This is a genomic window from Sunxiuqinia sp. A32 (genome assembly GCF_052690465.1).
Window position 1 is genome coordinate 51,019 of record NZ_JBQYLI010000019.1, and the last position, 24,465, is coordinate 75,483.

At 36.4% G+C, this 24,465-nt stretch carries 20 protein-coding genes; 5 read left to right on the forward strand and 15 right to left on the reverse strand.

What is annotated here, in order from left to right:
• Nucleotides 1-16 precede the first annotated feature (16 nt).
• The 8 genes from ACUNWD_RS17065 to ACUNWD_RS17100 all read right to left on the reverse strand — a co-directional run bounded on the left by ACUNWD_RS17065 (nucleotide 17) and on the right by ACUNWD_RS17100 (nucleotide 12,828).
• Nucleotides 17-1,411, reverse strand: coding sequence for an SGNH/GDSL hydrolase family protein (locus ACUNWD_RS17065; RefSeq protein WP_445589058.1), 1,395 nt, complete (start codon nucleotides 1,409-1,411; stop codon nucleotides 17-19).
• Between the two features lie 11 nt (nucleotides 1,412-1,422).
• Nucleotides 1,423-2,559, reverse strand: a complete 1,137-nt coding sequence (locus ACUNWD_RS17070) for a glycoside hydrolase family 130 protein (RefSeq protein WP_445589059.1) — start codon at nucleotides 2,557-2,559, stop codon at nucleotides 1,423-1,425.
• 52 nt (nucleotides 2,560-2,611) lie between these two features.
• A complete protein-coding gene (locus tag ACUNWD_RS17075; RefSeq protein ID WP_445589060.1) occupies nucleotides 2,612-4,816 on the reverse strand; it encodes a GH92 family glycosyl hydrolase in 2,205 nt (734 codons plus the stop codon).
• Nucleotides 4,817-4,969: 153 nt separating this feature from the next.
• Nucleotides 4,970-5,713: a DUF3823 domain-containing protein gene (locus ACUNWD_RS17080; RefSeq protein ID WP_445589061.1), complete on the reverse strand. Its 744-nt coding sequence runs from the start codon at nucleotides 5,711-5,713 to the stop codon at nucleotides 4,970-4,972.
• Between the two features lies 1 nt (nucleotide 5,714).
• The gene (locus tag ACUNWD_RS17085; RefSeq protein ID WP_445589062.1) at nucleotides 5,715-7,505 is read right to left on the reverse strand and encodes a RagB/SusD family nutrient uptake outer membrane protein; all 1,791 of its coding nucleotides are present in this window, start codon (nucleotides 7,503-7,505) and stop codon (nucleotides 5,715-5,717) included.
• Nucleotides 7,506-7,527: 22 nt separating this feature from the next.
• A complete protein-coding gene (locus ACUNWD_RS17090; protein ID WP_445589063.1) occupies nucleotides 7,528-10,842 on the reverse strand; it encodes a TonB-dependent receptor in 3,315 nt (1,104 codons plus the stop codon).
• 180 nt (nucleotides 10,843-11,022) lie between these two features.
• Nucleotides 11,023-12,039: a FecR family protein gene (locus ACUNWD_RS17095; protein ID WP_445589064.1), complete on the reverse strand. Its 1,017-nt coding sequence runs from the start codon at nucleotides 12,037-12,039 to the stop codon at nucleotides 11,023-11,025.
• Nucleotides 12,040-12,240: 201 nt separating this feature from the next.
• Entirely contained in the window at nucleotides 12,241-12,828 is a 588-nt protein-coding gene (locus ACUNWD_RS17100; protein WP_445589065.1) for an RNA polymerase sigma-70 factor, read from the reverse strand.
• Between the two features lie 333 nt (nucleotides 12,829-13,161).
• Between ACUNWD_RS17100 and ACUNWD_RS17105 the strand changes: the two genes are divergently transcribed.
• The gene (locus ACUNWD_RS17105; RefSeq protein ID WP_445589066.1) at nucleotides 13,162-13,353 is read left to right on the forward strand and encodes a cold-shock protein; all 192 of its coding nucleotides are present in this window, start codon (nucleotides 13,162-13,164) and stop codon (nucleotides 13,351-13,353) included.
• 213 nt (nucleotides 13,354-13,566) lie between these two features.
• Here the strand turns inward: ACUNWD_RS17105 and ACUNWD_RS17110 are convergent, their stop codons facing one another.
• Nucleotides 13,567-14,106 (reverse strand): hypothetical protein, encoded by a 540-nt coding sequence (locus ACUNWD_RS17110; RefSeq protein ID WP_445589067.1) that lies wholly within the window; start codon nucleotides 14,104-14,106, stop codon nucleotides 13,567-13,569.
• Between the two features lie 371 nt (nucleotides 14,107-14,477).
• Nucleotides 14,478-15,422 (reverse strand): formylglycine-generating enzyme family protein, encoded by a 945-nt coding sequence (locus ACUNWD_RS17115; protein ID WP_445589068.1) that lies wholly within the window; start codon nucleotides 15,420-15,422, stop codon nucleotides 14,478-14,480.
• Between the two features lie 116 nt (nucleotides 15,423-15,538).
• Here ACUNWD_RS17115 and ACUNWD_RS17120 point away from each other — a divergent pair, with 116 nt between their 5' ends.
• Nucleotides 15,539-16,531, forward strand: a complete 993-nt coding sequence (locus ACUNWD_RS17120) for a Gfo/Idh/MocA family protein (protein ID WP_445589069.1) — start codon at nucleotides 15,539-15,541, stop codon at nucleotides 16,529-16,531.
• Nucleotides 16,532-16,749: 218 nt separating this feature from the next.
• On the forward strand, nucleotides 16,750-17,010 hold the full coding sequence (locus ACUNWD_RS17125; protein ID WP_445589070.1) for a hypothetical protein: 261 nt from the start codon (nucleotides 16,750-16,752) through the stop codon (nucleotides 17,008-17,010).
• Between the two features lie 6 nt (nucleotides 17,011-17,016).
• Here ACUNWD_RS17125 and ACUNWD_RS17130 read toward each other — a convergent pair whose 3' ends face one another.
• Both ACUNWD_RS17130 and ACUNWD_RS17135 read right to left on the reverse strand, forming a co-directional pair.
• The gene (locus tag ACUNWD_RS17130) at nucleotides 17,017-17,496 is read right to left on the reverse strand and encodes a PaaI family thioesterase (RefSeq protein ID WP_445589071.1); all 480 of its coding nucleotides are present in this window, start codon (nucleotides 17,494-17,496) and stop codon (nucleotides 17,017-17,019) included.
• Between the two features lie 101 nt (nucleotides 17,497-17,597).
• Nucleotides 17,598-18,416 carry a prohibitin family protein gene (locus ACUNWD_RS17135; protein ID WP_445589072.1) on the reverse strand — a complete coding sequence of 273 codons (819 nt, stop codon included), beginning with the start codon at nucleotides 18,414-18,416 and terminating at the stop codon, nucleotides 17,598-17,600.
• Between the two features lie 170 nt (nucleotides 18,417-18,586).
• Here ACUNWD_RS17135 and ACUNWD_RS17140 point away from each other — a divergent pair, with 170 nt between their 5' ends.
• Entirely contained in the window at nucleotides 18,587-19,456 is an 870-nt protein-coding gene (locus tag ACUNWD_RS17140; RefSeq protein WP_445589073.1) for a nucleoside phosphorylase, read from the forward strand.
• A gap of 16 nt (nucleotides 19,457-19,472) precedes the next feature.
• Nucleotides 19,473-20,339, forward strand: coding sequence for a transglutaminase-like domain-containing protein (locus ACUNWD_RS17145; RefSeq protein ID WP_445589074.1), 867 nt, complete (start codon nucleotides 19,473-19,475; stop codon nucleotides 20,337-20,339).
• A 46-nt stretch (nucleotides 20,340-20,385) separates the two neighbouring features.
• On the opposite strand, the gene guaA is transcribed toward ACUNWD_RS17145, so the two are convergent.
• The 3 genes from guaA to ACUNWD_RS17160 form a co-directional block, all read right to left on the reverse strand.
• On the reverse strand, nucleotides 20,386-21,915 hold the full coding sequence (guaA, locus tag ACUNWD_RS17150; protein ID WP_445589075.1) for a glutamine-hydrolyzing GMP synthase: 1,530 nt from the start codon (nucleotides 21,913-21,915) through the stop codon (nucleotides 20,386-20,388).
• Nucleotides 21,916-22,022: 107 nt separating this feature from the next.
• Entirely contained in the window at nucleotides 22,023-23,636 is a 1,614-nt protein-coding gene (locus ACUNWD_RS17155; RefSeq protein ID WP_445589076.1) for a CotH kinase family protein, read from the reverse strand.
• A gap of 51 nt (nucleotides 23,637-23,687) precedes the next feature.
• The gene (locus ACUNWD_RS17160; protein ID WP_445589077.1) at nucleotides 23,688-24,437 is read right to left on the reverse strand and encodes a 3-keto-disaccharide hydrolase; all 750 of its coding nucleotides are present in this window, start codon (nucleotides 24,435-24,437) and stop codon (nucleotides 23,688-23,690) included.
• Between the last annotated feature and the right edge of the window lie 28 nt (nucleotides 24,438-24,465).

The following is a 24,465-nucleotide window of genomic DNA, read 5'->3' on the forward strand; positions in this document are numbered from 1 at the left end:
TTGAATATTTTTCTGGTTAATTCACTTTAACGAGTTCGAATTTCCGTTCAATCGGTTGGTTAATCTGATAGATCGTATTTACAATTTCATCCATCTGTTTTTGCCAAGTATTTCGAACTTCTACATATTGAGCTTTCTCATAAACACCAAAGTTTCCACGAACAAAGCCATCATTCCAATGAGCACGAATAGTATCAACTGCAGCCTGATTATCTTCGAATAACATTCCCTTCCCTTGCAGGTAAGAGAACTCCATCCATGCATAATCACGGAAACGCTTTTCAATTTCAAAACGCTCGTCATTTAATAACATGATTGCAGAGGCCTGACGGTATTGAGGCGTGTTTGTCAACTCAGCAAGGTTAATTCCCATTTGCAAGGCTGCTGAAGAGAATTTAGCAATGTCTTCTCCATCAATTTTTAACTGATAAAGACCACTTTCCAGGTTGGTAACTTTTAAAGTCTCCTGGTTAAATTCCTCCATAAATGGAATCAAGGTCATAGCGTCCATCTGTGATTTTTTGCTTCCCCAACCTCTTGCAATTGAATCAAGCGGATATGGCAAGGCATTTGCCAAATAACTGAATTCAACACCTTGATCTTTTAGTTTAAGATCTGATATTTTGCAATTTTCAGCTGTCAACACTTTCTTTTTTGGAGCATCAATAGCAACATCAGCAACTTTCTCGCCAGCTAAACCTTGTGCTTTTAAAAACAAGTATGCCATCACCATGTGACCATTATTATCCGGGTGAATGCGATCACCTCCACAAAGTGTAAACAATGAATCTTTTGCCTGCTCCCGTTGGTTGATTTCCATCATTGGGCGGGCAAAGTCAACAAAACCCCATCCATTATTTTCTGCTGAAGCACGCTGAAAGTCATTCACTTTCAATAATGCAGCATTCTTCGTTGGAAATACTTGATTCTTGATCTTTGCCTCCTCATCATACGGCGAACCGCCAATCATTACCTTAGTTACCCCTTCTGCTTCCTGCATGCGCTTTTCAATCACCTGGTAACTTTCGAATGATCGTTGAATTTGCTTCTTCGCAATTTCCTGAGCATTATCTTTATAGAAATCGAAATACCCCACATCGTTCATTCCAAACGTCATGGTCATATAGGTAGGCTTCTTGTTAAAAATATCGTCCTCAAGACGTTCTTCAATATCCCAGGCACAATCTCCACCGATTCCTGCATTTATTACAGTAATAGGTTTATTTGGGAATCGAGTCATATAATACAACCATATAAATGAATGGTAGTGGCCTCCATGAGTAATACTGTTTCCTACAAAAACAACACGTTCACCTTCCTTAAATTGAGGAATGGTTTTTTGAGCTTTTACCGATGCATGACTAATAAAGCCACATGCAACTATAAGGATGAAAATTTTTCTAAAGTTCATATCTGTTTAGCTTAAAGATTATCATTGTTATCGCAAACAACTACAGCCACTCGCGAATCTGCACAACCATAGTAGAGGAACCATTTGTCATGGAAATAAACAAGACCTTCAACAAACACAGTTCCGGCAGGATATTGACCACTTTTTTCAAATGATTCTTCAGGAATTAGGAATGGAGTGTCTAAACGATCAATCACTTTATAAGGATCGTTTTTGTCAAACAAGATCTGACCAGCGCAATAAGCATTCGCTGTATAAGCAGTATCTCTTTTTTCACCACCATCATTTTTTCCATTATAAATAAGTACGATTCCATTATCCGTTAAAATTGCAGGAGGTCCACACTCCGTCAACGAACTATCAAAGTACCCATTTCTAGGTGATGCCAATGGAATTAAATCCTGATTTTCATCAACTAATGGTTCCCAGTTAATCAAGTCTGTAGAAGTTGCAGCAAAAACATTCTTTTCGCCCCAGTACATCATATATTTACCATTGATTTTTGAAATAACCAGCTTGCCATCTTTTAAAGTAGTTACGATAGAAGCTGATTTGCTAAAACGATCAGCAAATTTCCCATTATAGGCTTCCTTAAATACAGGTCCGTATTTCTCCCAGTGAAATAGGTCTTTTGAATGCGCCACCGCTAAGCGTGCTTGTTTACGATTCCACTGAGTATATAAAATTACATAGGTTCCATCTTCGGTAACCGCAACACGTGGATCTTCGCAACCACCAGGCCACTCCAGCTCTTCCTGATTATCCTTGGCAGGAAATAGGATGGGAGATTTCGATTTCTTCACAATGGTTGTTCCATCAACACTCTGTGCATATCCAATTCGGGAAGCTCGCTGTCCAATGCCCTGTCCTGATTGATCTTCTGCCCGATATAAAACACAGACTGTATCATTTTTCACTATTGCCGCTGGGTTAAAGGTATCACCATTCTCCCATGGAATAGTATCAGCAGTTAATGGACAGTAAAAGGTAGTATTAGCAGGAGTGATAATCGGATTGACTCCTTCTGGTCGTTCAAATGGACCAATAGCCCAACTTTTCAAAGAAGGTTCTGCATCTTTTTGTTGACAGCTTGCGAATGACACTATTGCTAATGCAACTAATAAATAATTTAAAAATCGTTGTTTCATGTAATTTAGTTTATTTGGAATAATTGGTTTATTCATTTTCAAATATTCTGTTCTATTTAAATTCGTTAAATGATGGAGGTAATTGATTTACGCCCCATTGAGACGGACTTGCAGCCATTTTAAACTGAAGAGTACATCCGTTTTCAATCTCGTTGTAGGGTAGCCAGGTTGATTCCCATTTTTGATCATTTACAGTTAATCCGTCTACATAAATGTTCTGCTCTGATCCACCTTTTATCGTTAATACGTTTCCATTACCAAGATTAATTTTGATTTGCTCGAACGACGGACCGTTTAATGAAAAGCCTGCAACTCCCGGAACCATAGGATACAAGCCCATGTCGGCAAAAACATACCATGCAGCCATCGCCCCCATGTCATCATTTCCAGGTAATCCACAGTCGCGGTTAGAGTACTGTTCATTTATGATACGACGAACTATCTCTTGTGTTTTATTTGGTTTCCCAATCCAATTATAGGTCCATGGAGATTGAAAACTAGGCTCATTTCCTGCAGCAAAAAACTCTTCGTGGTAATTGGCATTCAGTTTTGTAAAGAATTCATCCAAACGTTTCTCAGCAACCTCTGCTCCTCCAATCGTATCCGTTAAGCATTTTAAATCGTAAGGCACCATCCAGAAATAATTCTTGTAACTAGCCTCTCTCCAATCGTGGTTTTGAGGTTTCCAGCTCCCATCTTCAAATCGCGACTGTAACCAGGTAGTTTCCGGATTGTAAATATTTTTCCATTTTCTGGAACGCTCCAGGTAAGTGTTATACAAATCTTCATCATTAAATGCCTTCTTAGCAAACTGCGCAATCGCAAAATCTGAACTGGTATATTCCAGCAACATGGACGATCCCATAGACGATGAAATGAAACCGTCATTCAAATACTGATCAAGATGCTGGCGAGTTTCCACTCGTTGAGACATGGTTCCCGGTACTTCAGCTCCCTTTCTCATAATCTCCAATGCTTTGGCGGTATCAAAGTTTTTAGCCCCAAAAGCATAAGCATTTGCTATCAACGCAGTTGTTGGATCGCCCTGCATAATTCCAGTTTCGAAATTGGCACAAACCCAACGAGGAAGTCCTCCTCCTGATTGCTCAGCAAATGTGAGCATACTTGACACCATCTGCGAAGCCTTTTCAGGAACCAGCATGCTTAACAATTGAATTTGTGTTCTGTAGGTATCCCAGTTACTAAATGCAGTGTAATAATCACCATCTTCAGATGTGTGAATTTCAAAGTCGGCTCCAATATATTCGCCATTCACATCATTAAACACACTTGGATGTGCAAATGAATGATACATATGAGAGTAGAATTGAATGATTTTATCTTGAGAAGCACCTTCAACATCAACTATACTTAAAACCTGGTTCCATTCTTTTTCGGCTTGCTCTTTTACTTGATCAAAATCCCAATTTGGATTTTCAGTTTTAAGGTTCAGTTTTGCATTATCAAGCGAGACATAGGAAATACCAACCTTATATAATATTGCGGAACTGTCTTTATTTTCAAATGAAAAATATACCCCGGAATTATTGTCCTGAGCTGAAGTTTGTCCAACCAAAAGTGAATCTCCCATCCAGGTTCCAGATGCATCAGCCTCTTTGCTAAATTCTCCCGCAAAATAGATTTTATAATTGCTGTTTGCCCCACAGAAATTACCACCATCAGCAACTCCTTCAAATGAATTTGGGCCAGTGATTTTCACACTTGATTCAGACACCTCAGTTGAGTTTATTCCAGTACCAATCAAAATGGTTCCTTTCTGCGATTCATCAAAATGAATACGAGCAATACCCGTACGAGTGGTGGTTGATAGTTCGCAGTTTATCTGATTGAATAAATTTGCTTCATAATAGCCTGCATGTGCATCACTCAATTTAATTTCAGGTTTGAATGACATCATATCAATTGGAGATTCTTTCAATTCACCAGGTATCGGTAGCATTGGTAAATTTCCCATATTGTGACAACCAGCACCGCTCATTTGGTTAATTACAAAACCTTTATTCTCATCGAAAAATGTGGTCGTAAACTGAACCATCCCAAATGGCAACATAGGCCCAGGAAAAGTGTACCCTGCTTCCAGATAGCGCTGTTCAACACCAAAACCTTTACCTTTTGAGCCTAATGTTGAGTTAACCAACAAAGCATAATTTTTTTCTTTCGTAACTGTTTGACAAGAGACTCCGGCGAATAGCACCAAGATCAATATTACATTTAATTTCAGGTGATTAAGAGACATTAATTTTATATTTTTTAGTTTAAAATTTGACAATCCAATTCCATTATTATATTTATTATATAATCTGTACAACATTTCTAATTGATGTGTACCCGCTCTGGCAAAAGGGCTGCTTCTGCCAATTTTTTTGTTATTTCTTCTTAGCGATTTCTCTTATAAATTCAGTTGTACCGGAATGATCTCACTATAATTGTAAGATCCATTGGTTTTTATTCCGACACGAATGTAAATTTGGTTTTGATTTGCTTTAATTACATTTAATTTTTCCACAAAGACCGGATCATTTTCCAAGTCAAGAGTTGTGGCATATGGTGTGTTTATGATTTCTTCATCATCAATCAACTGAAGATCCTGAGAAGTTTTTCCACTATTATTTATGCTGAGTTGATCCAGATTTGGTGAATAATGCCAAAGTACAACTCGTTCCTGCATTTTATAGTCATTTCTCTCTCGGGAAACCACGCTACTAATCTGAATAGATTTTCCAGCAGGAATTGCTTCAGCTGAGATTCTACAATATGGGGTAACCATGATATCTCTTTCTGTTACTTTTTTCACATCAATTACCAAAGTATCCAAAGGATAAAAAGGTGTTTGCTCAAGAACCAAGTTGTAAGTATTTGAAAATAAACGAGAATGATTAAACAGGCCATTCTTTTGTGCATAAAAATCAACTGAACGTCCATTAATGCGCTCCTTTTCAAAGAGTCTAAGTTTCACTCCAGATTCTCCTTCAACAGGAAGCGGAACTGGTTGATTGGTTTCACTATCAATGAAATATCCAGTAAGTTGACAGTCAGGCTCAGTATAATTGTCGATATTGTCCATGTCATTAATGCATGATTGCATCAACATAGCAAATACGAATACTGATAATATTTTGAAACTCTTCTTCATTTTAAAAGCCTGGGTTTTGTATCAACTTTGGATTTGTATTCATTTCAGTCTCACTAAACTTCAGGTAATAATGTCTTGGTAAAAACACCTTAATTGCTTTTGGCGCATCTCCAATGGTGAAGAAATACTTTCGATCACTCCAATCTAACCAAGGCCAAAGCGCTTTCGTTTCAAAATAATTCAAAACTTCGTGAGCAGTGCGCCATCTTTTTAAATCCCAAAAACGATGATTTTCAAATGCCAGCTCCACTCTCCTTTCATTGCGAATCCGATCCAGAGTCAGTTCATCGGCAGTTAATAGTTTGATACCGGCTCTTTCCCGAATTTTATTCGTCATTGTGAGAGCAACATTCTTTTGATTCAACTCATAAGCTGCTTCAGCGGCATTCAAATACATTTCCGCCAATCGAAACGCCGGCCAATATTGGTCTGACTGATTTCCTTTGATATTTTGCAATTCTTCGTTATAGAATTTTTTCACATAAAAACCAGTCTTTGTCGGATCGTTTACATCAATGATTCCATCCTTACCAACTACAAAAACTTCCTCTACTCCTTGACCATATGTTCTGGTTAAATCATCATAGTGCATAAAGTTCCCTTGGTCATAAATTCCTCTTCGAATTTCAACAATATCGCCACGACATGAACTCATTGGCAAATAAACTGTTGCTGACAATCTGGGATCTTTATTTTCAAATAAATCAAGTGGCGAATCATATTTTATGAGCTCCCCATTTTCTCCTCTAATTTTCAGTTTACCATCCGCATCATCAAGGTATTCGTAGGCTTCAACAAATTCAATCGTAGGATTAAATCCACATCCATAACCATTTTGAGTGAAACTATAAGGTGTAAATAACAAGTCGTAGTTATGTGCTTTATCAGGCACCGAGAATTCTTCCCAGAAGATATATTCACCATTGTTCTTGTCCAGAAATAATTGATAATAATTCTCAGACTTATCAGTGAACTTATTATACAAATGATAAGATCCCTCATTAATAATCGATTCAGCAGCCAATAAAGCTTGCTCCCAATAGTCGTCAGCAGCAGAAGCATCCACTCCAACCAATCCGTTTAATTGCACGGTACCATATTTTGCAATGGATGCAGCATACAACATGGCTCTTGACTTTAAAGCTAAAGCTGCCCACTTAGTTGCTCGCGCCCTGTTTTGCTCATTGCGTGCTGCTGGTAATTGATCAGCACAATTATCTAATTCCATTGAGATGAAATCCCATATTTCTTTTTCTTTATTTCTCTCAACCTGCAATTCAGATAAGCTCTCGTCATTCTCATAAACCTGAACCTCTGTTATTAAAGGTACCCCGCCATATCGTTTCACCATATTGAAATAATGATATGCCCTGATAAAACGTACCTCTACCGCCAATAATTTCTTTTCATTATAAGTCAGATTTGCGTCCTCCAGCTTTTGCAGGAATGTATTGCAATGACGAACCTGCGCGTATCCCCACCAACCAAACCACTCATTGTCGTACACATAAGCGCCAGCATCTTTTGTCCCTAGAGGTCCTGACTGATAAGAACCAATGCAATCATCAGTAATCGTGCTTAAGTAAATATTATGAACATCCCATCCCATGTAATAATTGAAATCCTCAAATTGAATGCCCTGGTAAAGTTCGGCCAACGCAGCATCAACTAATTTAGGATCACTCCATACATCTTCATCTGTGATGCGATCCGTTGCAGGAACATCCAGAAAATCATTGCAAGCCCCTAGTATAGACGCTAAAATGATCAAGATTATATGAGTGTTTTTCACTGTCATTTCACAATTAATACAATCAAAGAATTAAATTAAACCCAATGTTTAGTGTTTTCGTCTGCGGATAATACAATCCAGTATAAGGAGCCTCAGGATCAACATACTTCACATTGGTAATTGTATATAAATTCGTTGCGTTTATATATACTCTTAACTTTTGGATACCCAATCTCTTTAAGTTTGTATCTGACAAATTATAACCAAGTTCTACCGATTTCAATCTCAAATAGTAAGCACTACTCATCCAATAAGTGGAAGGAAACTGATTCCCTGCATATCCGCTGGTCCTAATTGCCGGGAACTCTCCGGGGATCCATTCACTATCAGGATTATCGTAATCTTCCTTATGCCAGCGATCCATCCACGGTTCCAGACCATTGCCAATTCCTCCCTGAAGGAAAGGTTGTTTGAGTATAAAAGTTTCATAACTGTAATTACCAGCACCTTGAAACAGTAGGTTAAAATCATAATTTTTCCATCTTAACCCTGTTGCAAGTCCTCCATTAATATCCGGCACATCTTCTCTTCCAATTGGCCTTTGATCAAATTCGTTAATAACCCCGTCTTTGTTAAAGTCCTCGTATCTGATATCTCCAGGCAACAAACTAGTATTCCCTTGCCCATCCTGTACCGGCGCTTCAAATATTTCAGAATAAGTTTTAAACTGTCCAAGAGAAACATATCCCCATTTGATATATTTATTCCTGTTTGTTAAACTGTTTCGCCACTCGAGGTAATCATTTCCATCAATGGCTCGCTCATAATGTAAATCCATTGCACGTGTATAGGTCAGATTACCTTTGATACTAACATCTACATTACCAACCTTAAAAGCTGTTCCAAGCATTAATTCCAATCCTCTGGTATTATCACTATTCAAATTTTCCTGTGGTAAAGTAGCCCCAAAGCTTGAAGGAAGAGTAAGAACACGTGTTCCATACAAACCATCTCTTCTACGATAGAAAAAATCAACAACTGCAGAAAGCTTTCCTTTCCATGCCGACAAGTCAAATCCAACATTCGTGGTTTTCACTTTGTACCAGGTTATTTGAGGATTTGGAATATTTGTTTCAGAGATTCCATTAACAATGCGATCTTCTCCAAAAATATAAGTACCATTCGGATACACCCAGGCGCTTGCCCATTGATATGCACCAGAATATGATTCATCGCCTAGAATCCCGGTAGATGCCCTAAACTTTAAATAATCCAGCTTTCTAAATCTATTTCTGAAATAATCTTCTTCAGAAATAATGTAACCTAACGAAATAGCAGGAAACAATCCCCATCTGTGATCAGGAGCAAATTTGAAAGAACCATCATACCTTCCACTTAATTCCAGCAGGTATTTTTGTTTATAATCGTAATTAATACGCCCAACAAGACCTACATAGGCTGAATAATTCTGATTTCCACCATTATTCTTATTCTCAGTGTTTCCCGCATCCAGTTGATCAATAGTTGTGATGCTAAACTCTCTAAAACCATTAAGCGATTCGAATTGATTTTTTCTGGCTTCCAATAGAAGCAATCCATTCACTCTATGTTCTTTAAATGAACGAACGTAAGTTGTTGAAAATTGGAATGTGGGAGATAAGTTCTCAGTATAATCAATATTCAATTCGCCCAAAGGCTGTTTAATTACTTCATCATAATCATCGGTTATAGAATTATAATTATAGGTACTCCAATCATCTATAAACTTTCTATTCTTTGAGATTCCCTGATCAATTGCAACCAATCCTTTTAAGGTCATACCCTTTATATTTGGCATTTCCCATTTTAGTTGTAACTGTGCCTGCACACCTTTCCAAACGTTTCGATAATAACCAACCACATCAGAATCGATCATTGCTAACGGGTTTCTAAGCCCAGGAATATCCTGATATTTTGGAATCTGATCATTCGCGTATTTTGAATAAATAGGAGGAGCCATTGCAATTGCACGGAATACTGTGTTTCCGCCATCGCCCATGAATGCAGACCCTTTAGAGAATTCGTAACGTCCACCAATCTGAAAGTCGGCAGTAAATCCAGGATTTATTTCTGCACTGATATTTGAACGGAAATTGTAGCGATCAAAGCTCTGACTATCACCTAACAAACTTTTCTGGTTTACATAGCCAATTGAAAAGAAATAATTGACCTTTTTACTTTCGCCAGATACATTCAAGTTATGATATTGTTTAGGAGCATGATTTTCGACAACCTCCGAAAACCAGTCTGTCCCATATCCGTGTTTGAAATCTTCAAGCTGTTTATCTGAAAATTCATTTGACGTTCCACCTACATTTCGAATTCCTTCATTTCTTAAAGTAGCGTATTCATATGCATTTGTTAAATCAACGTGCCGGGTTGGTGTTTGAAAACCATATGAAGCATTATACGTTATTTTAGTTTCACCACTTCCCTTTCTGGTATCAACCAGAATAACTCCATTTGCACCCTTAAATCCATAAACAGCCGCTGATGCGTCTTTCAGAATTGTAAGCGATTCAATTTCATTTGGATCCAGTTGCGTATAATTACGTTCTATTCCATCTACAATAACCAATGGTTCTCCGAATCCGCGAATATATACGTTACTTCCATCATTACCAGGTTCACCACTCCGTTGAATGGTTTTAATTCCAGGCAATTTACCAGACAGGGCATTACTAATATTGGTCTGGCCGGAAAGAGTAATCTCATTATGGGTAATTGTAGATAGTGCCCCAGTTACTGTTTCTTTGCGTTGAATTCCATAACCTACAGCAATAACCTCTGCAATTCCTATCGATTCTTCATCCAATGATACGGTAATAAAACTTTCGCCATTCAACTCAACTTCTTTGCTTTTTAATCCTATAAAAGAAAAAAATAAGGTTGCATTTCCTGGAATATTCGTCAATTCAAAATTCCCATTATTGTCAGTTATAGTGCCAATATTCAAGCCTTTTACAGCAACTGACACACCCGGTAAAAAATCACCAGATGAAGTAGTTACCTGACCTGTAACTTTTGGATTGATTTGGAAATATTGCTGTTTGCGCTGATCAAGGCTTAACGCAATTTGTCTTTTATTGATTGAAAAGATTATTCCCGTCTTTTCGAAGATGTTGTCCAAAACTCGTTCAACTGGTAGGTTAGTGCAATGAATGCTAACATTCTGCATAACGTCAACCCGGGTTGCATCATACATAAAATAATATTCAGACATATTCTCAATTTCTATCAAAACATCTCTGATAGAAACATTTTTCATATCTAAGCTAAGCTGCTTAGCTTGAGAAAACGAGTTTAGCGAGAATAGTATCATCAGTTTTAGCAATATGACTGTTTTCAATAATTTCATATGTGCTTAATGGATTAGATACCAAATATACATCAAGTAACTAAACCACACGTTTTTATTCAAAATATTAGAACAAATCATCTCTTCATTTGCTTATTCAAGCCTCATGTATTTAATACAATCTGACCGAACAAAACTCTCCACAATTCTTATCATAGTCGATCAGTTATACAACTGATTTTAGTTAGCTTTCTCTAAAATAACTTTCTTTTTTCTTGCTGTATCTGTCGGTTTTTCGATTTTGTAATCTATTGAACAAGCATAAGCTATTAGTCCAAAAATCTCATCCAGACTTTCATTTTTAATTGTTGCGTTGAATACTGAATTGTACACATCCGCATCCAGAACTTCAATGTCAATATTATACTTACGTTTTAACCTTGATAACACTTCAGACATCTCACCGTCTTTAAATACCAAGACTCCATCTTTCCATAAGGTAACGCTACTATCAGCCGTTTTTTCGAGCAATACCTTGCCGGTTGTCTTATCATATTCAGCAAATTCACCCGGATCCATGCTATAAACAAAAGTTTCGTCGTTCAATTTTGATAACTCAACTTTTCCACGCTCAAGAAATACATGAATTTGTCCATCTTCAGGATACGCGCTAACATCAAATCTGGTACCCAAAACATTAACCTGAAAATCATCACACAATACGCGCAATGGTAATTCCTTATTTTTCGTCACGTCTAAAAATGCCTGTCCTACAAGTTGTATATCACGGTTTGTTATTCCAAAAAGACTATTGTAAACGACCTTGGTTCCAGAATTTAGCCATACGATTGTGCTATCCGGTAACACAACTTTTGAAATTTGCCCATTCTCTGCAAATACAGCAGTTGAATGTGTTGCTACCGCAGAACTTGTTTGTTTTAGCTGATTGAAGTAAATAAGTGATGCAATGCCAAAAGCTAACACAAAAACGGCTGCATATTTTAAAATTCCCATATACCTAACTGTACTCTTTTTCTTCCTGCTGTCTAACTGTTTTCTAAAATTCAGATATAATTCTTCAACCTTATATTCATCCATCTCCTTCTTTGAAGAAATTAAAGCAGATACATTTTTAATTTTCCGGTATTCCTCTTTCATTTCGGGGTTCGTCTCCATTTCTGATAGAATATTATCCTTATCAGAAACCTTAAGCTTTCCAAGGACTATTCGTAGTATTTTCTCTGTGTTTTTCATCATTGTCTTCAAATAACTAATACATCAACCAGCTTTTACCCTAGTTTAAATTTCAAATATTTTTTGAAGAAATCTAAATCTTCAGAACAAAAACCATAGAATCAACTGAATTTCAAAAACATAAAACAATTAAAATATTGCATTTTTTTAAGTAAATGTGAAGGAAACAAATGGATTGAATATAAAAAGTATAGGGATCTTAACTTAAACAAATAGGAAAGCTACTATCGGGAGGTAATCTTTTAGTGATGTTTTAAAAACTTTTAATGCCTTTGTAATATGTCCTTCTACTGCCTTTACAGAAATCCCAAGTTCATCTGCAATTTCTTTGTTTTTTTTATTCTCAAACCGACTTAATTGGAATACATTTCTGCATTGTGGAGGTAATTCACTCAAGGTGTTTTCAATAATAGAATCGATTTCAGCAAATGTAAAAGAAGAAGTATCCAATGTGCCCAAAGCATCCATGTTTGCAGCTACTTCGAGCTCACTTAAATCGGTTGATTCGAATATACGACGCTGATGCTTTTTATCTCTCAACTTTAAAAGACAATTGTTTTTAGCCACTGTATATAGGTAAGCTCCAAAATTAGTATCATCCCTAAGCTCATCCTTTTTATCCCACAAAGTCATCAGCGTATCCTGTATGATATTCTCTACTAAATCGTTAAAAGGAACATATTCATAGATAAAATAATAGAGGCGAGATACATATGTATTATAAATAACCTTAAACGCGGCTTCATCACCGTTTTTCAATTTACTAAGTAAATATTTGTCGTTCAAAGTCATTCCGATTTAGTTTCAGGCAAATCTATTAAAATCCTACGGATTTTTCACAAAAAAGCTTAGCAGACATTTTGAAATAGTAATTGAATACCCGTTCAAAAACTATTATAAACAAATTACACTTTTCATCGTATCAAAGATCGCCATTATGTCGTAGAACGAATATTTACCTAGGAACAAATAAAATCACAATAAGTCAACAACTGTAAATGAAAAATTTAGTCACAATATTGCACCAAATTTGGCGCAGAATTGGCATTGATTTCAATTTATTGAGTATAAAATAGTAATACCTTATTAAAATTTGTATTTTGCACCAAATTAATTTTTAATAAAATGAATAAAGGAACAGTAAAATTTTTCAACGAAACAAAAGGATTTGGCTTTATTAAAGACGCCGATTCACCAAAAGAGTATTTTGTACATTCTTCAGGATTATTGGAAAATATCAGGGAAAATGACGAAGTAACTTTTGATTTACAAGAAGGTAAAAAAGGACTTAATGCTGTAAATGTTAAACTTGCTTAGTTTATATAGCTTAAACATTTAAAATTTAAATCCCGTTAATTACGGGATTTTTTATTTATACTACTCCCTAAAGCTTAGATATTGGAACGCTTTTTTTGGAAAATTACTCCTCCATGTATTTTTAGAATATATTCGTTATTAAAGATTATAGATTGCTCTTTTGAATAGGTAAAATATCACACAACAGATTGAATAGTTGTCCTAAGTTTTCTATCAATTGATAATTTCTTTAACGCTTTGAAGAAAGTTAAGCAACTCAGTTTTATAAATATCGAAGAATTTAGCGAGTGACAGATAGGTATCATCAATCAATACGTAAAGCTCTTTATCATCCTCTACCTCTATTAGTTGATCCAGAAATTTCCAACGCAAGTTTTCAAACCAATTTTCATCTTTAAGAATCCTACGGCCTCCATACTTGTTGTAGTAATAAATGTAAACCTCAACTGCCTTTTGCTGATTTGGGCAATCAGCCAACCTCATCAAACCACCAGAATACGCACGTAATAAATACCAGTAACGATTAATCGTATCAGTATATTCACATAAAAATTTCAGGTTATTAAGCTTGTGGTAAAAAGTGCTCACATCATTATTTTGGATGCACCCTTCAAGCTCCTCAATGATCTCGGGAATATAAACGACAAACTCCTCCAAAAATTCATTTCGAAGTGTTGACCCTTTCTTTTTGACACCTTTTGCAAGATGATAAGAACTGGTAAAATAGTTTACAAATGTTCTTGCCGAATTCATAAGCGGAAAAAAGGATTTAAAATTACGACTATTAATTTTCCCTCACAATAATTCAAAGATTGTAGTTTGCAAACATAGCTGCCCAATTATCAAACACATACGCAGAGAAATCTAATTTCAAACATTTGTCAATAAAAAGAGGGAGATTTTTAACATCTCCACTTTACAAAATTGCAGTAAATCATTTAAGATATAGGTCCCAGAAGGTTAATATCTGACCACATCTTTTTATTTCCTTTTTCACAAATCGATACCCATCGTCCGGAAAAAGAATCGATTCAACTAAAACGCCATTTGCCTGGGCACCTTCAACTATTTCATCCGACTTAAATTACCAAACCCGTGGATCATTGGCTCCTTACAAATGTTTTCTATTCGGCATCAACAGCACATCGAAAGCCAGTGTTAAAAAGCGATGTCTCATGCGAATTAAAAGATCTTCCAGAAACAGTAAAACTATCTTCCCCATTCTGATCAAAGAAGAACGAACCTCCTCTAATTACCTTTACATTCTCATCCTTCCGGAAGGGAGCAGTATTTCCTGAATAAAGTTGGTAAGTATCCAAACACCAATTCCACACATTTCCACCCATATCAGTTACTCCTGCTGCATTTTCTCCAAATGCTCCAACCGGAGAGGTAAATTCATAACCATCCTCCTTGATATTTTTAGACGCATCCTTCCCCTGCCATACATTTGCTTGATACTTTCCATTGATCACTAATTGATCGCCCCAACTAAACCTTGATCCACCATTCTGTCCACACCTGGCTGCAACTTCCCACTCAGCTTCTTTTGGCAATCTTTTACCAGCCCATTCGGCATATGCCATTGCATCATTCCAGCTAACATGAGTAACAGGATGATTATCTTTGGCTTTCTCTGCATCCTTTCCAAAAGGATATTCCCAGGTTACGCCAGCTTTCAATTCCCATTTATTTGTCGAAAAATTAAATACACCGGAGTCCCCAAATTTTTCAGCTTCTGTTTTAAAACCTGTGGCATTAATAAACTCTCTAAATTGAGCTACCGACACTGGTGATTTATCGATATAAAATGCTGACAATTCAATTTCATGAACTGGTTTTTCATTTGGCAGTCCATTTTCGCTTCCAACTAAATATTTTCCAGCTTGAAAAAAGACCATACCTGACAAGTCCGCTTTCTTTGGGTCAGTTTTTTCATTAGTTACTGCATCAGTAGCTTGACTAATTTTATTATTTTCATATTGAGATACTTTTGATTTTGTTGCGCTATTGCACGAAAACAAGAATAGACTTACGACTGCAACAAGAAAAGAGAATTTAATTTTCATCCGTTTGATTTTTGTTTTGAAGGTATAAAAATGTCAAAATTCGCGGTAGGAACAAATAAATAGTTTACACAAATAAAAGTCTTTATTAGCTTTGGGCTTCATATTTAGATATTACAATGAAAAAGAACTATAACTGGGCCATTTTAGGCTGTGGAAAAATTGCAAGAAAATTTTGTACTGACTTGAAGCTTCTTCCAAATGCGAAACTTTATGCAACAGCGTCAAGAGACATTAATAAAGCTACCGATTTTGCCAATGAATTTGGTTTTGCGAAAGCCTATGGAAGTTATGATGAAATGGTTGCTGATCCTTTGGTAGACATTGTTTACATTGCTACACCACATTCTTTTCACCACAAACATGCATTGCTCTGTTTAGAGCATGAAAAAGCTGTTCTTTGTGAAAAATCTTTTGCAATAAATAGCCGTGAAGTTGAGGAAATGATCGCCAAAGCTAGAGAAAAGAAAACCTTTCTGATGGAAGCGTTTTGGACAAGATTTCAACCAAGTTTTCTTAAAGCATTAGAAATTCTGAATTCGAATGAATTGGGCAAACTTAAAATGGTCCGATCCGATTTTGCCTTTAATGGCCCTAAAGATTCCACAAATCGTCTTTACAACTTGGATCTTGGCGGCGGATCTTTGCTTGATATTGGAATCTATCCGGTTTTCTCAGCTTTGATGACACTCGGCAAACCAGAGCAGATAAAAACAATTGCACAATTTAGTCCGACTGGGTCTGAAGAAACTATTCAAATGAGCTTCAAATATGCCGGTGGAGAAATGGCGTCTTTAGTCTCAAGTTTCGCTTCGTATTCTTCTATTCAATCTGAATTCTGGTGTGAGCGTGGTTATATACGCCTAAACAGGAGATGGTTTACTCCAACATCCATCTCTATTTGGCATGAGGGGGACAGCGCTGAATCAATAATAGAATCCCCTGCGATTGAAGGTAATGGCTATCAGTTTGAAGCAGCGCATGTGATGGAATGTCTGGACAATCAATTAACAGAAAGTCCGATGATGCCACTTTCCTTTTCAACGGATTTGATGGAAGTATTGGATAGGGTCAGAAAAGATGCAGGAATTGTATTTCCAAATCACGATTAAATTAGTTCAAAATACTATATGCGGATAATTGGTGCTTTTTTGATGAAAAGGTGTAATTATTTCAGAAAATAAGCGTCTTATTGAAAGTGAAAGTTCTTTTTAATTGGTTGTTGGTTGATTAATCTTTCCCATTTGTCGAGAAAATCAATTTACTAGCCGATAAAACTAGTTTATAAAAGATGAAATATTTACTTTTAATCAAAATTTACTAGCAAGCCATGAAAGTTTTTATTCTTACATCATCCATATTTTACTTATTGGGACTGAAATTGACGAATCAGGTTGAATTAAACCAACAATCAGCCAAAGATACCGTTCATATTCAGGTTAAAACTCAAAAAGAATTAGTATTACCAGAGCAGGATACTCCAAAATTACCACAGATGGAATCTGATCAACAGGAGATGCCGGTTAGTTCAGGCTCAAATGAAAACACTGCTCCATGGGCACCAGAAAAAGAAACTCTGGAGATTAATTAATTACCCTTATTCGTAAAATGCCCTAATTCCGGGATAGTGAAATTTCGCTTTCGCTACTTCTTGTGAAAAAATAAAATAAGTAACCTCCGCCTCTGAACATAAATTTTCTTCAGAATCAAATAACTGCGCTGTAATAACGGCGATTCTACGATTCATTTCTTTCAATCGTGCTTTCAGTTTTAATTTTCCTTTATTGGTATAAACAGGCTTTTTGTATTTTACATTTATCCCAGAAGTAACACCTGCCGTTTCGCATTTTGTATAGACCACCCATGCTGATATTTCATCTAAAAGAGTAGCTTGTATTCCTCCATGAAGAACATTCTCCCACCCCATAAATTCAGGACGTGGCTCCCATTCAGACAAAATATGTTCTCCATCATCCCAAAACTCTAACTTAATTCCGATTGGATTAAATGGCGAGCATCCAATACATTGATACCGTTCAGGATCGTCATTTCTATGAATATTCAAGATCTTTCTCATAGTACTTAATTGAGCTAATAATAAAAGCCTTCTTCAAAATATTTCGATTTGAAAAAGGCTTCTATTGAGTATTTTATCTTGCAATTTTTAAAAAAGAAACGCTAGTTATTTCCTAAAATTAAAGGTAAGCCTTCCTTTCCACTACCAACCACAACGACCTTAGCATTCGGAGATTTAGCCAATTCGAGAGTCGCTTCAATTCCGCGTTGCTTTAAAATCTGATCAGTTAAACTTTTATTAATGATATCATTAAATCGGGAAATACCTTCTGCTTCAATTCGTTTACGCTCAGCCTCTGCGGTTTCCTTTGTCAAACGAAATTGATATGCCAATGATTCTTGTTCCTGCTTTAACTTATTTTCAATAGCGACCCGAATTTGATCAGGTAGATTGATTGATCTAATAAGTAATGCACGCATATCAATATTATTTTGTCTGAGAACTTCCTTTGTTTCATTGATTATAGCAGCTTCAACCTCACTTCTTTTTGTTGAATAAATTTCCTCAGCTGTGTAGCGACCAGCCACCTGCCTAACCGAAGATCGAACTTCAGGTATAATTATTTGATCAACATAACGGATACCAAAAATCTCATGCAAATAACCAATTTTATCATAAATCGGATTGAAACGCACCGATACATCGACATTCAACGAAAGTCCATTTTTATCCAATACATCCATGGTCTCTTCCCGCTGCTGTTCTTTTACATCGTAAACATACAAGTCATTCCATGGAGCAATAATATGAAACCCTGGGATATAAGTGTGTTCCCTATCCAAACCACTTCCAAAAGGTCTAAATAAAACACCTCGTTCTCCCGGTTTTAGTGTTACAAACATACTGCTTCCGAAGAAAATCAAGATAACAAAAATTACTGCCGCAATAATTAAATATGACTTTTTAAAGTTAAAATCCATTTTATCAATTTTTAGATTATTTCAGGTAAAAGTAAAGTATTTAATGCAAAAGCACCATTTATTTGATTAAATCTTGGTTTATAATTAGCAAAGAAGCTGATTCCTAAAACAAATGAGTTTGCTTTATATATTTTTTTATTTAGTTTTGAATTGTTCAAATAAAACTCTTTATGATCAGGCCTTCTGAGCTTATCATCAATCCAGATGGAAGCATTTTCCATCTTCATTTAAAACCTAATAACATTGCCGACAATGTTATTCTGGTTGGAGACCCTGCCCGCGTTGATCTAGTATCCAGTTATTTTACTAAAATAACACATGAGTCAGCAAATCGTGAATTCGTTTCAAAAACCGGATTGTATAATAATCAGCCTATAACGGTTTTATCAACAGGCATTGGCACTGACAATATTGACATTGTTTTGACAGAATTAGATGCATTGGTTAATATTGACTTTGAAACACGCGAAGTAAAATCCGAGAAAAGAAGTTTAAATATAATTAGAATAGGTACTTCGGGTGGGTTACAGAAAAATTTACCAGTCAATTCATTTGTAATATCTGAAAAAGCTATTGGATTCGATGGCTTACTGAATTTCTATGCAAATAGGAATAAAATAGTCGATCTCGAATTTGAGGAAGAGTTTAAATTTAAAATGAATTGGAACCCTCTACTTGCCTCCCCATATGTCATTAACTGTTCTTCAAAGTTGTTGGCAAAAATAAAAGATGAAAGATTTACTTCCGGAGTGACAATTTCAGCACCTGGATTTTATGGACCTCAAGGCCGCGTTGTTCGTCTCGATATTATTGATCCGGAACTCAATGATAAAATTGAAAGTTTTAAGCATAAAAACTATAGAATTACCAATTACGAAATGGAATGCTCTGCTGTTTATGGCCTTTCCGCTCTTTTGGGACACCATGCACTTACCGCATGCCTGATAATTGCAAATAGGGTAAACAAGCAAGCCAATGGAGATTATAAACTTTTTATGGAGGAATTAATAATCCATGTGCTTAAAAAACTGACAGAATAAATTGAAAATCATGGAGATGAAAAGTGATAAATTAAATGCTTTATTAGCGCTACTGGATGATCCTGATCCTGCAGTTTTTGAATTGGTTGAGAAGGAAATTTTGGAGGAAGATCCGATAATTATCAACCAACTGGAACAAGTTTGGGAAACCAGCCTGGATGAGCTTATACAAAGTAGAATTGAAAACTTGATTCAACAAATACAGTATAACGATACTAAGATTAAGATTCAAAGTTGGGCAGGACAAAAGCAAGTTGATCTTTTCGAAGGATTTTTTCTATTGACCAGATATCAATATCCTGATTTGAAACTAAAAACAATCAAAAATAAAATTAGAAAAATTAGTAGCGATGTATGGTTGGAGATTAGCAACAAATTAACCTCCCTAGAGAAAATAACTGTTTTAAATCACGTTTTTTATGACGCTTATAAATTTTCAATTAATCTGAGTAACGTACTTTCTCCTCAGAACTGTTATCTGAATCAGGTACTGGAAACAAAAAAAGGCAACTCAATTTCAATTGCAATCGTCTACTCTTTAATTGCCAGGGAACTGGGATTTCCTCTTTATTTTATTGATTTCCCTAAAAATCCGCTACTTGCGTATGTAGATGAAGACATTGCCAAAAAGGCTCACGGGAAAGACTACTCTTCGCCAGTATTGTTCTACATTAATCCATCAAATAAAGGAGCAATAATTGGGAGAAGGGAGCTTGAGCGATTTGCAAACAAACATGAACAAAATAGAAAAGATAATATTTACGAGCCTTGCGAAGACCGGGTGATTGTTAAAAAGCTTCTTGAAAACCTAGTGGAAAGTTATCGAGTTATTGGTTATGAAGACAAAGTAACCGACCTGAGCAAATTTCTACAATTGCTGTAAAAAGAAAAAAGGAAGTAAAAACTTCCCTCTCTGTATATCATATTGATTATTCCCATTCGATTGTTGCTGGTGGTTTCGAACTAATATCGTAAACAACCCGGTTAATTCCCCGAACCTTATTAATAATTTCATTAGACATTTTTGCCAGAAACTCGTACGGAAGATGCACCCAATCCGCAGTCATCCCATCGGTTGACATAACAGCACGTAGGGCTACCACATTTTCGTAGGTGCGCTCATCTCCCATTACCCCAACAGACTGAACAGGCAGCAACATTACACCTGCTTGCCATACATCATCATACAATTTCCATTCTTTCAATCCATTAATAAATATAGCATCAGCCTCTTGCAATATTCGAACCTTTTCGGGTGTCACATCGCTTAAGATTCGGATACCTAAACCTGGTCCCGGGAAAGGATGACGTCCCAACAATTCTTGTTTAATTCCAAGTGCTTTACCAACCCTGCGAACTTCATCTTTAAACAACAAGTTCAGCGGCTCAACAACTTTAAGATTCATTTTTTCAGGTAAACCGCCCACATTGTGATGAGATTTAATAGTAGCAGATGGACCATTAACTGAAACTGATTCAATTACATCTGGATATATTGTCCCCTGAGCCAACCACTTTACATCCTGAATTTTGTGAGCCTCAACATCAAAAACTTCAATAAAATCGCGTCCAATTATCTTACGTTTTTGCTCAGGTTCTACAATACCTTCAAGGTCAGTCCAAAATTTTTGCTTCGCATCCACTCCAATCACATTCAGCCCCATGTCTTTGTATGAGTCCAGCACTGATTCAAATTCGTCTTTACGAAGCAGACCATTATCTACAAAAATACAAGTAAGATTTTCACCAATTGCTTTGTGCAATAATACACCGGCAACCGAAGAATCTACACCTCCTGAAAGTCCAAGAACTACTTTATCGTTCCCCAATTTGCTTTTCAACTGGGCAACAGTAGTTTCAATAAAAGAATCTGGTGTCCAATCTTGCTTACAACCACAAACGTCCACTGCAAAATTCTGCAACAGCTGTTTTCCTTCAGTGGTATGGTAAACTTCCGGGTGAAATTGAATGGCGAAAGTTGTTTCCCCTTCAATTTTATAGGCCGCATTTTTCACGTCAGCTGTAGATGCGATAATTTTATAGTTGTCAGGCATGCGCTCAATAGTATCTCCATGAGACATCCAAACTTGTGTATTTAATGTCATTTTTTTGAACAACACACTTTCCTGATCAATGTAACCAAGATTTGCCCTTCCATACTCCCTTGTATTTGAAGCAAGCACCTCACCGTCGTAATAATGAGCCATGTATTGTGCTCCATAACAAACTCCTAATAAAGGTAATTTGCCTTTAATTTTTGACAAGTCTGGCTTTGGCGCATTTTCATCTCTAACTGAAAAAGGACTCCCACTAAGTATCACACCCTTAACCGTTTCATCAATTTCGGGAAAATGATTATATGGATGAATCTCACAATAAATGTTTAACTCTCTCACCCTCCGGCCTATCAACTGTGTGTACTGAGAACCGAAATCCAGGATCAATATTTTCTCTTGCATGTATTTGTTTTTTGGATGCCGCAAATATAATAAAAGTAACGAGTAGTAAATAGAAATTCAATTCGTACACTGGCAAAGTAAAATGTAATTTCAGATTAAAGTTACATTTATCTTTTAATAAGCTTGTCTGACAACAAAACCTGAGTCTCATCAGACACCTTAACAAAATAGATTCCAGGATTAAGCCTTGTTAATTTATCACTACCGACAATCAGCTGATTTCCAATTACAAAATCATTATTAGACATCACCATCATACCTTGCGCATTATAAACTTCCAAATGAATTTTTGAATCTAAACGTTCTATAAACTGAATTCTCAGCTCATCATTAAAAGGATTTGGAAATATTGAAACGTCAGCTAATTGATCTATTTCATCTATTCCAACATATAAGTTGTCAATTGAGTTATCCAACCATGCCATGCGGCCATCAATCCAATTCTCCAGCCAGCTAATTTCTGCTGCATAGGAATTACCAACAAATGCATTCGGCCATACATACACATCCAGTATCGGCCAACGATAAAAATTTCGCTGTTGGGCATCTAATAATAATGTTGTCAAACTATCTATGACAAAATCTATCCGATCATTGGAAAGCTCATCTTGTCGTAAGTCATTCCACCTGTTTTTAAGATTTTTTCTATACGTATTATCGTCAAAAAGAATTTGCCACCAAAAAGGTACTTGTGAGTTGTCTTGTCCGATGTTAGTTTGAAACTGAAATCCAGAAGTAACTGCTCCCATGTAATAGTCGGCGTTTCCGAATGCCAAATTAAAATCCCAAACCGGACCAATCTTAAGCTTCTCATTTTTATCCTTATGCAGATAAGTACTTATTCGATAGCCATCAACATTCTTTGATAATTCATTAATTATCATGAAATCAACAAAGCTACTTTCATCAGCCAACTGACGAAAACCATTCTCACTTTCAAAGTCATTATAAAATAAAGATCGCTCGAATTGCTTTATGTAATTTTTGATATACGTTTTTTGAGCAGGTTGTATTTCATCTTGTTTGGGATACTCATACTGATAATATGTTCTTCTGTCTGCGGCACTGATATAATCCGAGTACCATCCTTCTCCGCCATTTCCGGTAGTTTTATCGATTTTTAGAATATACCCTCCTGTTAATTCCACTCCCTCTATATCCCCAGGCAAAAGAGTCGCAATATCCACCCGCTCATTATCATGCTTAATTTTTTCCATCAACACATAAACCCCTTGATAGGAACCGTTCAGAAACAATTCAACAAATCTGCAACGTGGTGAATAATGCCCTAAAGAGGCATCTAATGTATAAGTTAGAACGTTTCGTATTAAGCTTTTATCAGAATACGGTGCATACAAAATCCAGTCTTCTTCTTTCGGCATTCCCACTAACGATAAACTGGTATCCTGTCCTGCTTCATCTCTCAATTCCAAGCCGTAAGACTTTTTAGGAAACATTTGAGACGACGACCCCCTTGTTTCGATTGCAATTGACCCCTCAAAATCATTAAAGGGATCTGAGGACGAATTCATTAGGCCAGGACCATTCCATATAATTCCCATTTGAGCGTTAATTTTTGGTTCGTCAGGTATCGCTTGACCTCCAGTGTTTATTGACACCAATGGCAAATTAGATTCTCCAAATCCTTGAAATGTTTGGGCACTTAAAGAGAATGACAATGCAGTAGCAGTAATCAGTAAAAAGGTTCGTAGTTTTTTCATAAGTATAAAAAAAAGCAGCTACCGAAGTAGCTGCCCTAAGATATCAATTTTTTATAATTCCCTTATCCAAATATTACGATAACTTACCGGATTCCCGTGATCTTGCAAAATAAGCGGTCCATCACCATGTGGTTTTACTGTGTATTCAGGAATTCCAACATACTCAGTAGGACCTCGAACCTCGACATTATTTTGAACAAGCACTCCGTTCTGCAATAAAGTTACTCGTGGTTTTGTAAAGTAAGTTCCATCTTCATTAAAACGTGGCGCTGTATAAATAATATCATACGTTTGCCAAACTCCCGGAGCCTTACATGCATTTACCAAAGGAGGATGCTGCTTATAAATACTACCAGCTTGTCCATTGCGATATGTACGGTTATTGAAGTTATCCAAAACCTGTACTTCATAAACCCCCTGAAGGAAAATACCACTATTTCCACGTCCCTGACTTTCGCCAATCACTTCTGATGGAGAGCGCCATTCAACATGCAATTGAAAATCTTTAAAATGACGTTTCGTTTTAATGACACCCGTTCCTCTTTTTACAGTGACAATTCCGTTTTCAAAGTCCCATCCTGGTTCTTCTCCAGCATCATTAATCCACTCGTATCCGAACGGTTTTTCTGCACCTAACAATACAATCGCATCTGATGGAGCATCTGACGGCTTTTCTCCCGGAGTAATAACACTTACTTCCGGATCCCAAATTTCTGTCATCTCAGGAACCATTCCTGGTCGTTCCTGTCCGAATGCCACAGCACCAATTAATGCGAATAAAATAAATAACGATTTCCTCATGGGTTAAAATTTAGTTGTTTTATTATAA

Excerpts from the sequence above, each read along its gene's own strand:
- ACUNWD_RS17065 (WP_445589058.1), bottom strand. The coding sequence starts at position 1,411 with ATGAACTTTAGAAAAATTTTCATCCTTATAGTTGCATGTGGCTTTATT.
- ACUNWD_RS17090 (WP_445589063.1), bottom strand. The coding sequence starts at position 10,842 with ATGAAATTATTGAAAACAGTCATATTGCTAAAACTGATGATACTATTC.
- ACUNWD_RS17135 (WP_445589072.1), bottom strand. The coding sequence starts at position 18,416 with ATGGATTTTAACTTTAAAAAGTCATATTTAATTATTGCGGCAGTAATT.
- ACUNWD_RS17145 (WP_445589074.1), top strand. The coding sequence starts at position 19,473 with ATGAAAAGTGATAAATTAAATGCTTTATTAGCGCTACTGGATGATCCT.
- ACUNWD_RS17080 (WP_445589061.1), bottom strand. The coding sequence starts at position 5,713 with ATGAAGAAGAGTTTCAAAATATTATCAGTATTCGTATTTGCTATGTTG.
- ACUNWD_RS17070 (WP_445589059.1), bottom strand. The coding sequence starts at position 2,559 with ATGAAACAACGATTTTTAAATTATTTATTAGTTGCATTAGCAATAGTG.
- ACUNWD_RS17120 (WP_445589069.1), top strand. The coding sequence starts at position 15,539 with ATGAAAAAGAACTATAACTGGGCCATTTTAGGCTGTGGAAAAATTGCA.
- ACUNWD_RS17115 (WP_445589068.1), bottom strand. The coding sequence starts at position 15,422 with ATGAAAATTAAATTCTCTTTTCTTGTTGCAGTCGTAAGTCTATTCTTG.
- ACUNWD_RS17105 (WP_445589066.1), top strand. The coding sequence starts at position 13,162 with ATGAATAAAGGAACAGTAAAATTTTTCAACGAAACAAAAGGATTTGGC.
- ACUNWD_RS17110 (WP_445589067.1), bottom strand. The coding sequence starts at position 14,106 with ATGAATTCGGCAAGAACATTTGTAAACTATTTTACCAGTTCTTATCAT.
- ACUNWD_RS17140 (WP_445589073.1), top strand. The coding sequence starts at position 18,587 with ATGATCAGGCCTTCTGAGCTTATCATCAATCCAGATGGAAGCATTTTC.
- ACUNWD_RS17160 (WP_445589077.1), bottom strand. The coding sequence starts at position 24,437 with ATGAGGAAATCGTTATTTATTTTATTCGCATTAATTGGTGCTGTGGCA.
- guaA (WP_445589075.1), bottom strand. The coding sequence starts at position 21,915 with ATGCAAGAGAAAATATTGATCCTGGATTTCGGTTCTCAGTACACACAG.
- ACUNWD_RS17130 (WP_445589071.1), bottom strand. The coding sequence starts at position 17,496 with ATGAGAAAGATCTTGAATATTCATAGAAATGACGATCCTGAACGGTAT.
- ACUNWD_RS17075 (WP_445589060.1), bottom strand. The coding sequence starts at position 4,816 with ATGTCTCTTAATCACCTGAAATTAAATGTAATATTGATCTTGGTGCTA.
- ACUNWD_RS17100 (WP_445589065.1), bottom strand. The coding sequence starts at position 12,828 with ATGACTTTGAACGACAAATATTTACTTAGTAAATTGAAAAACGGTGAT.
- ACUNWD_RS17155 (WP_445589076.1), bottom strand. The coding sequence starts at position 23,636 with ATGAAAAAACTACGAACCTTTTTACTGATTACTGCTACTGCATTGTCA.
- ACUNWD_RS17095 (WP_445589064.1), bottom strand. The coding sequence starts at position 12,039 with ATGATGAAAAACACAGAGAAAATACTACGAATAGTCCTTGGAAAGCTT.
- ACUNWD_RS17125 (WP_445589070.1), top strand. The coding sequence starts at position 16,750 with ATGAAAGTTTTTATTCTTACATCATCCATATTTTACTTATTGGGACTG.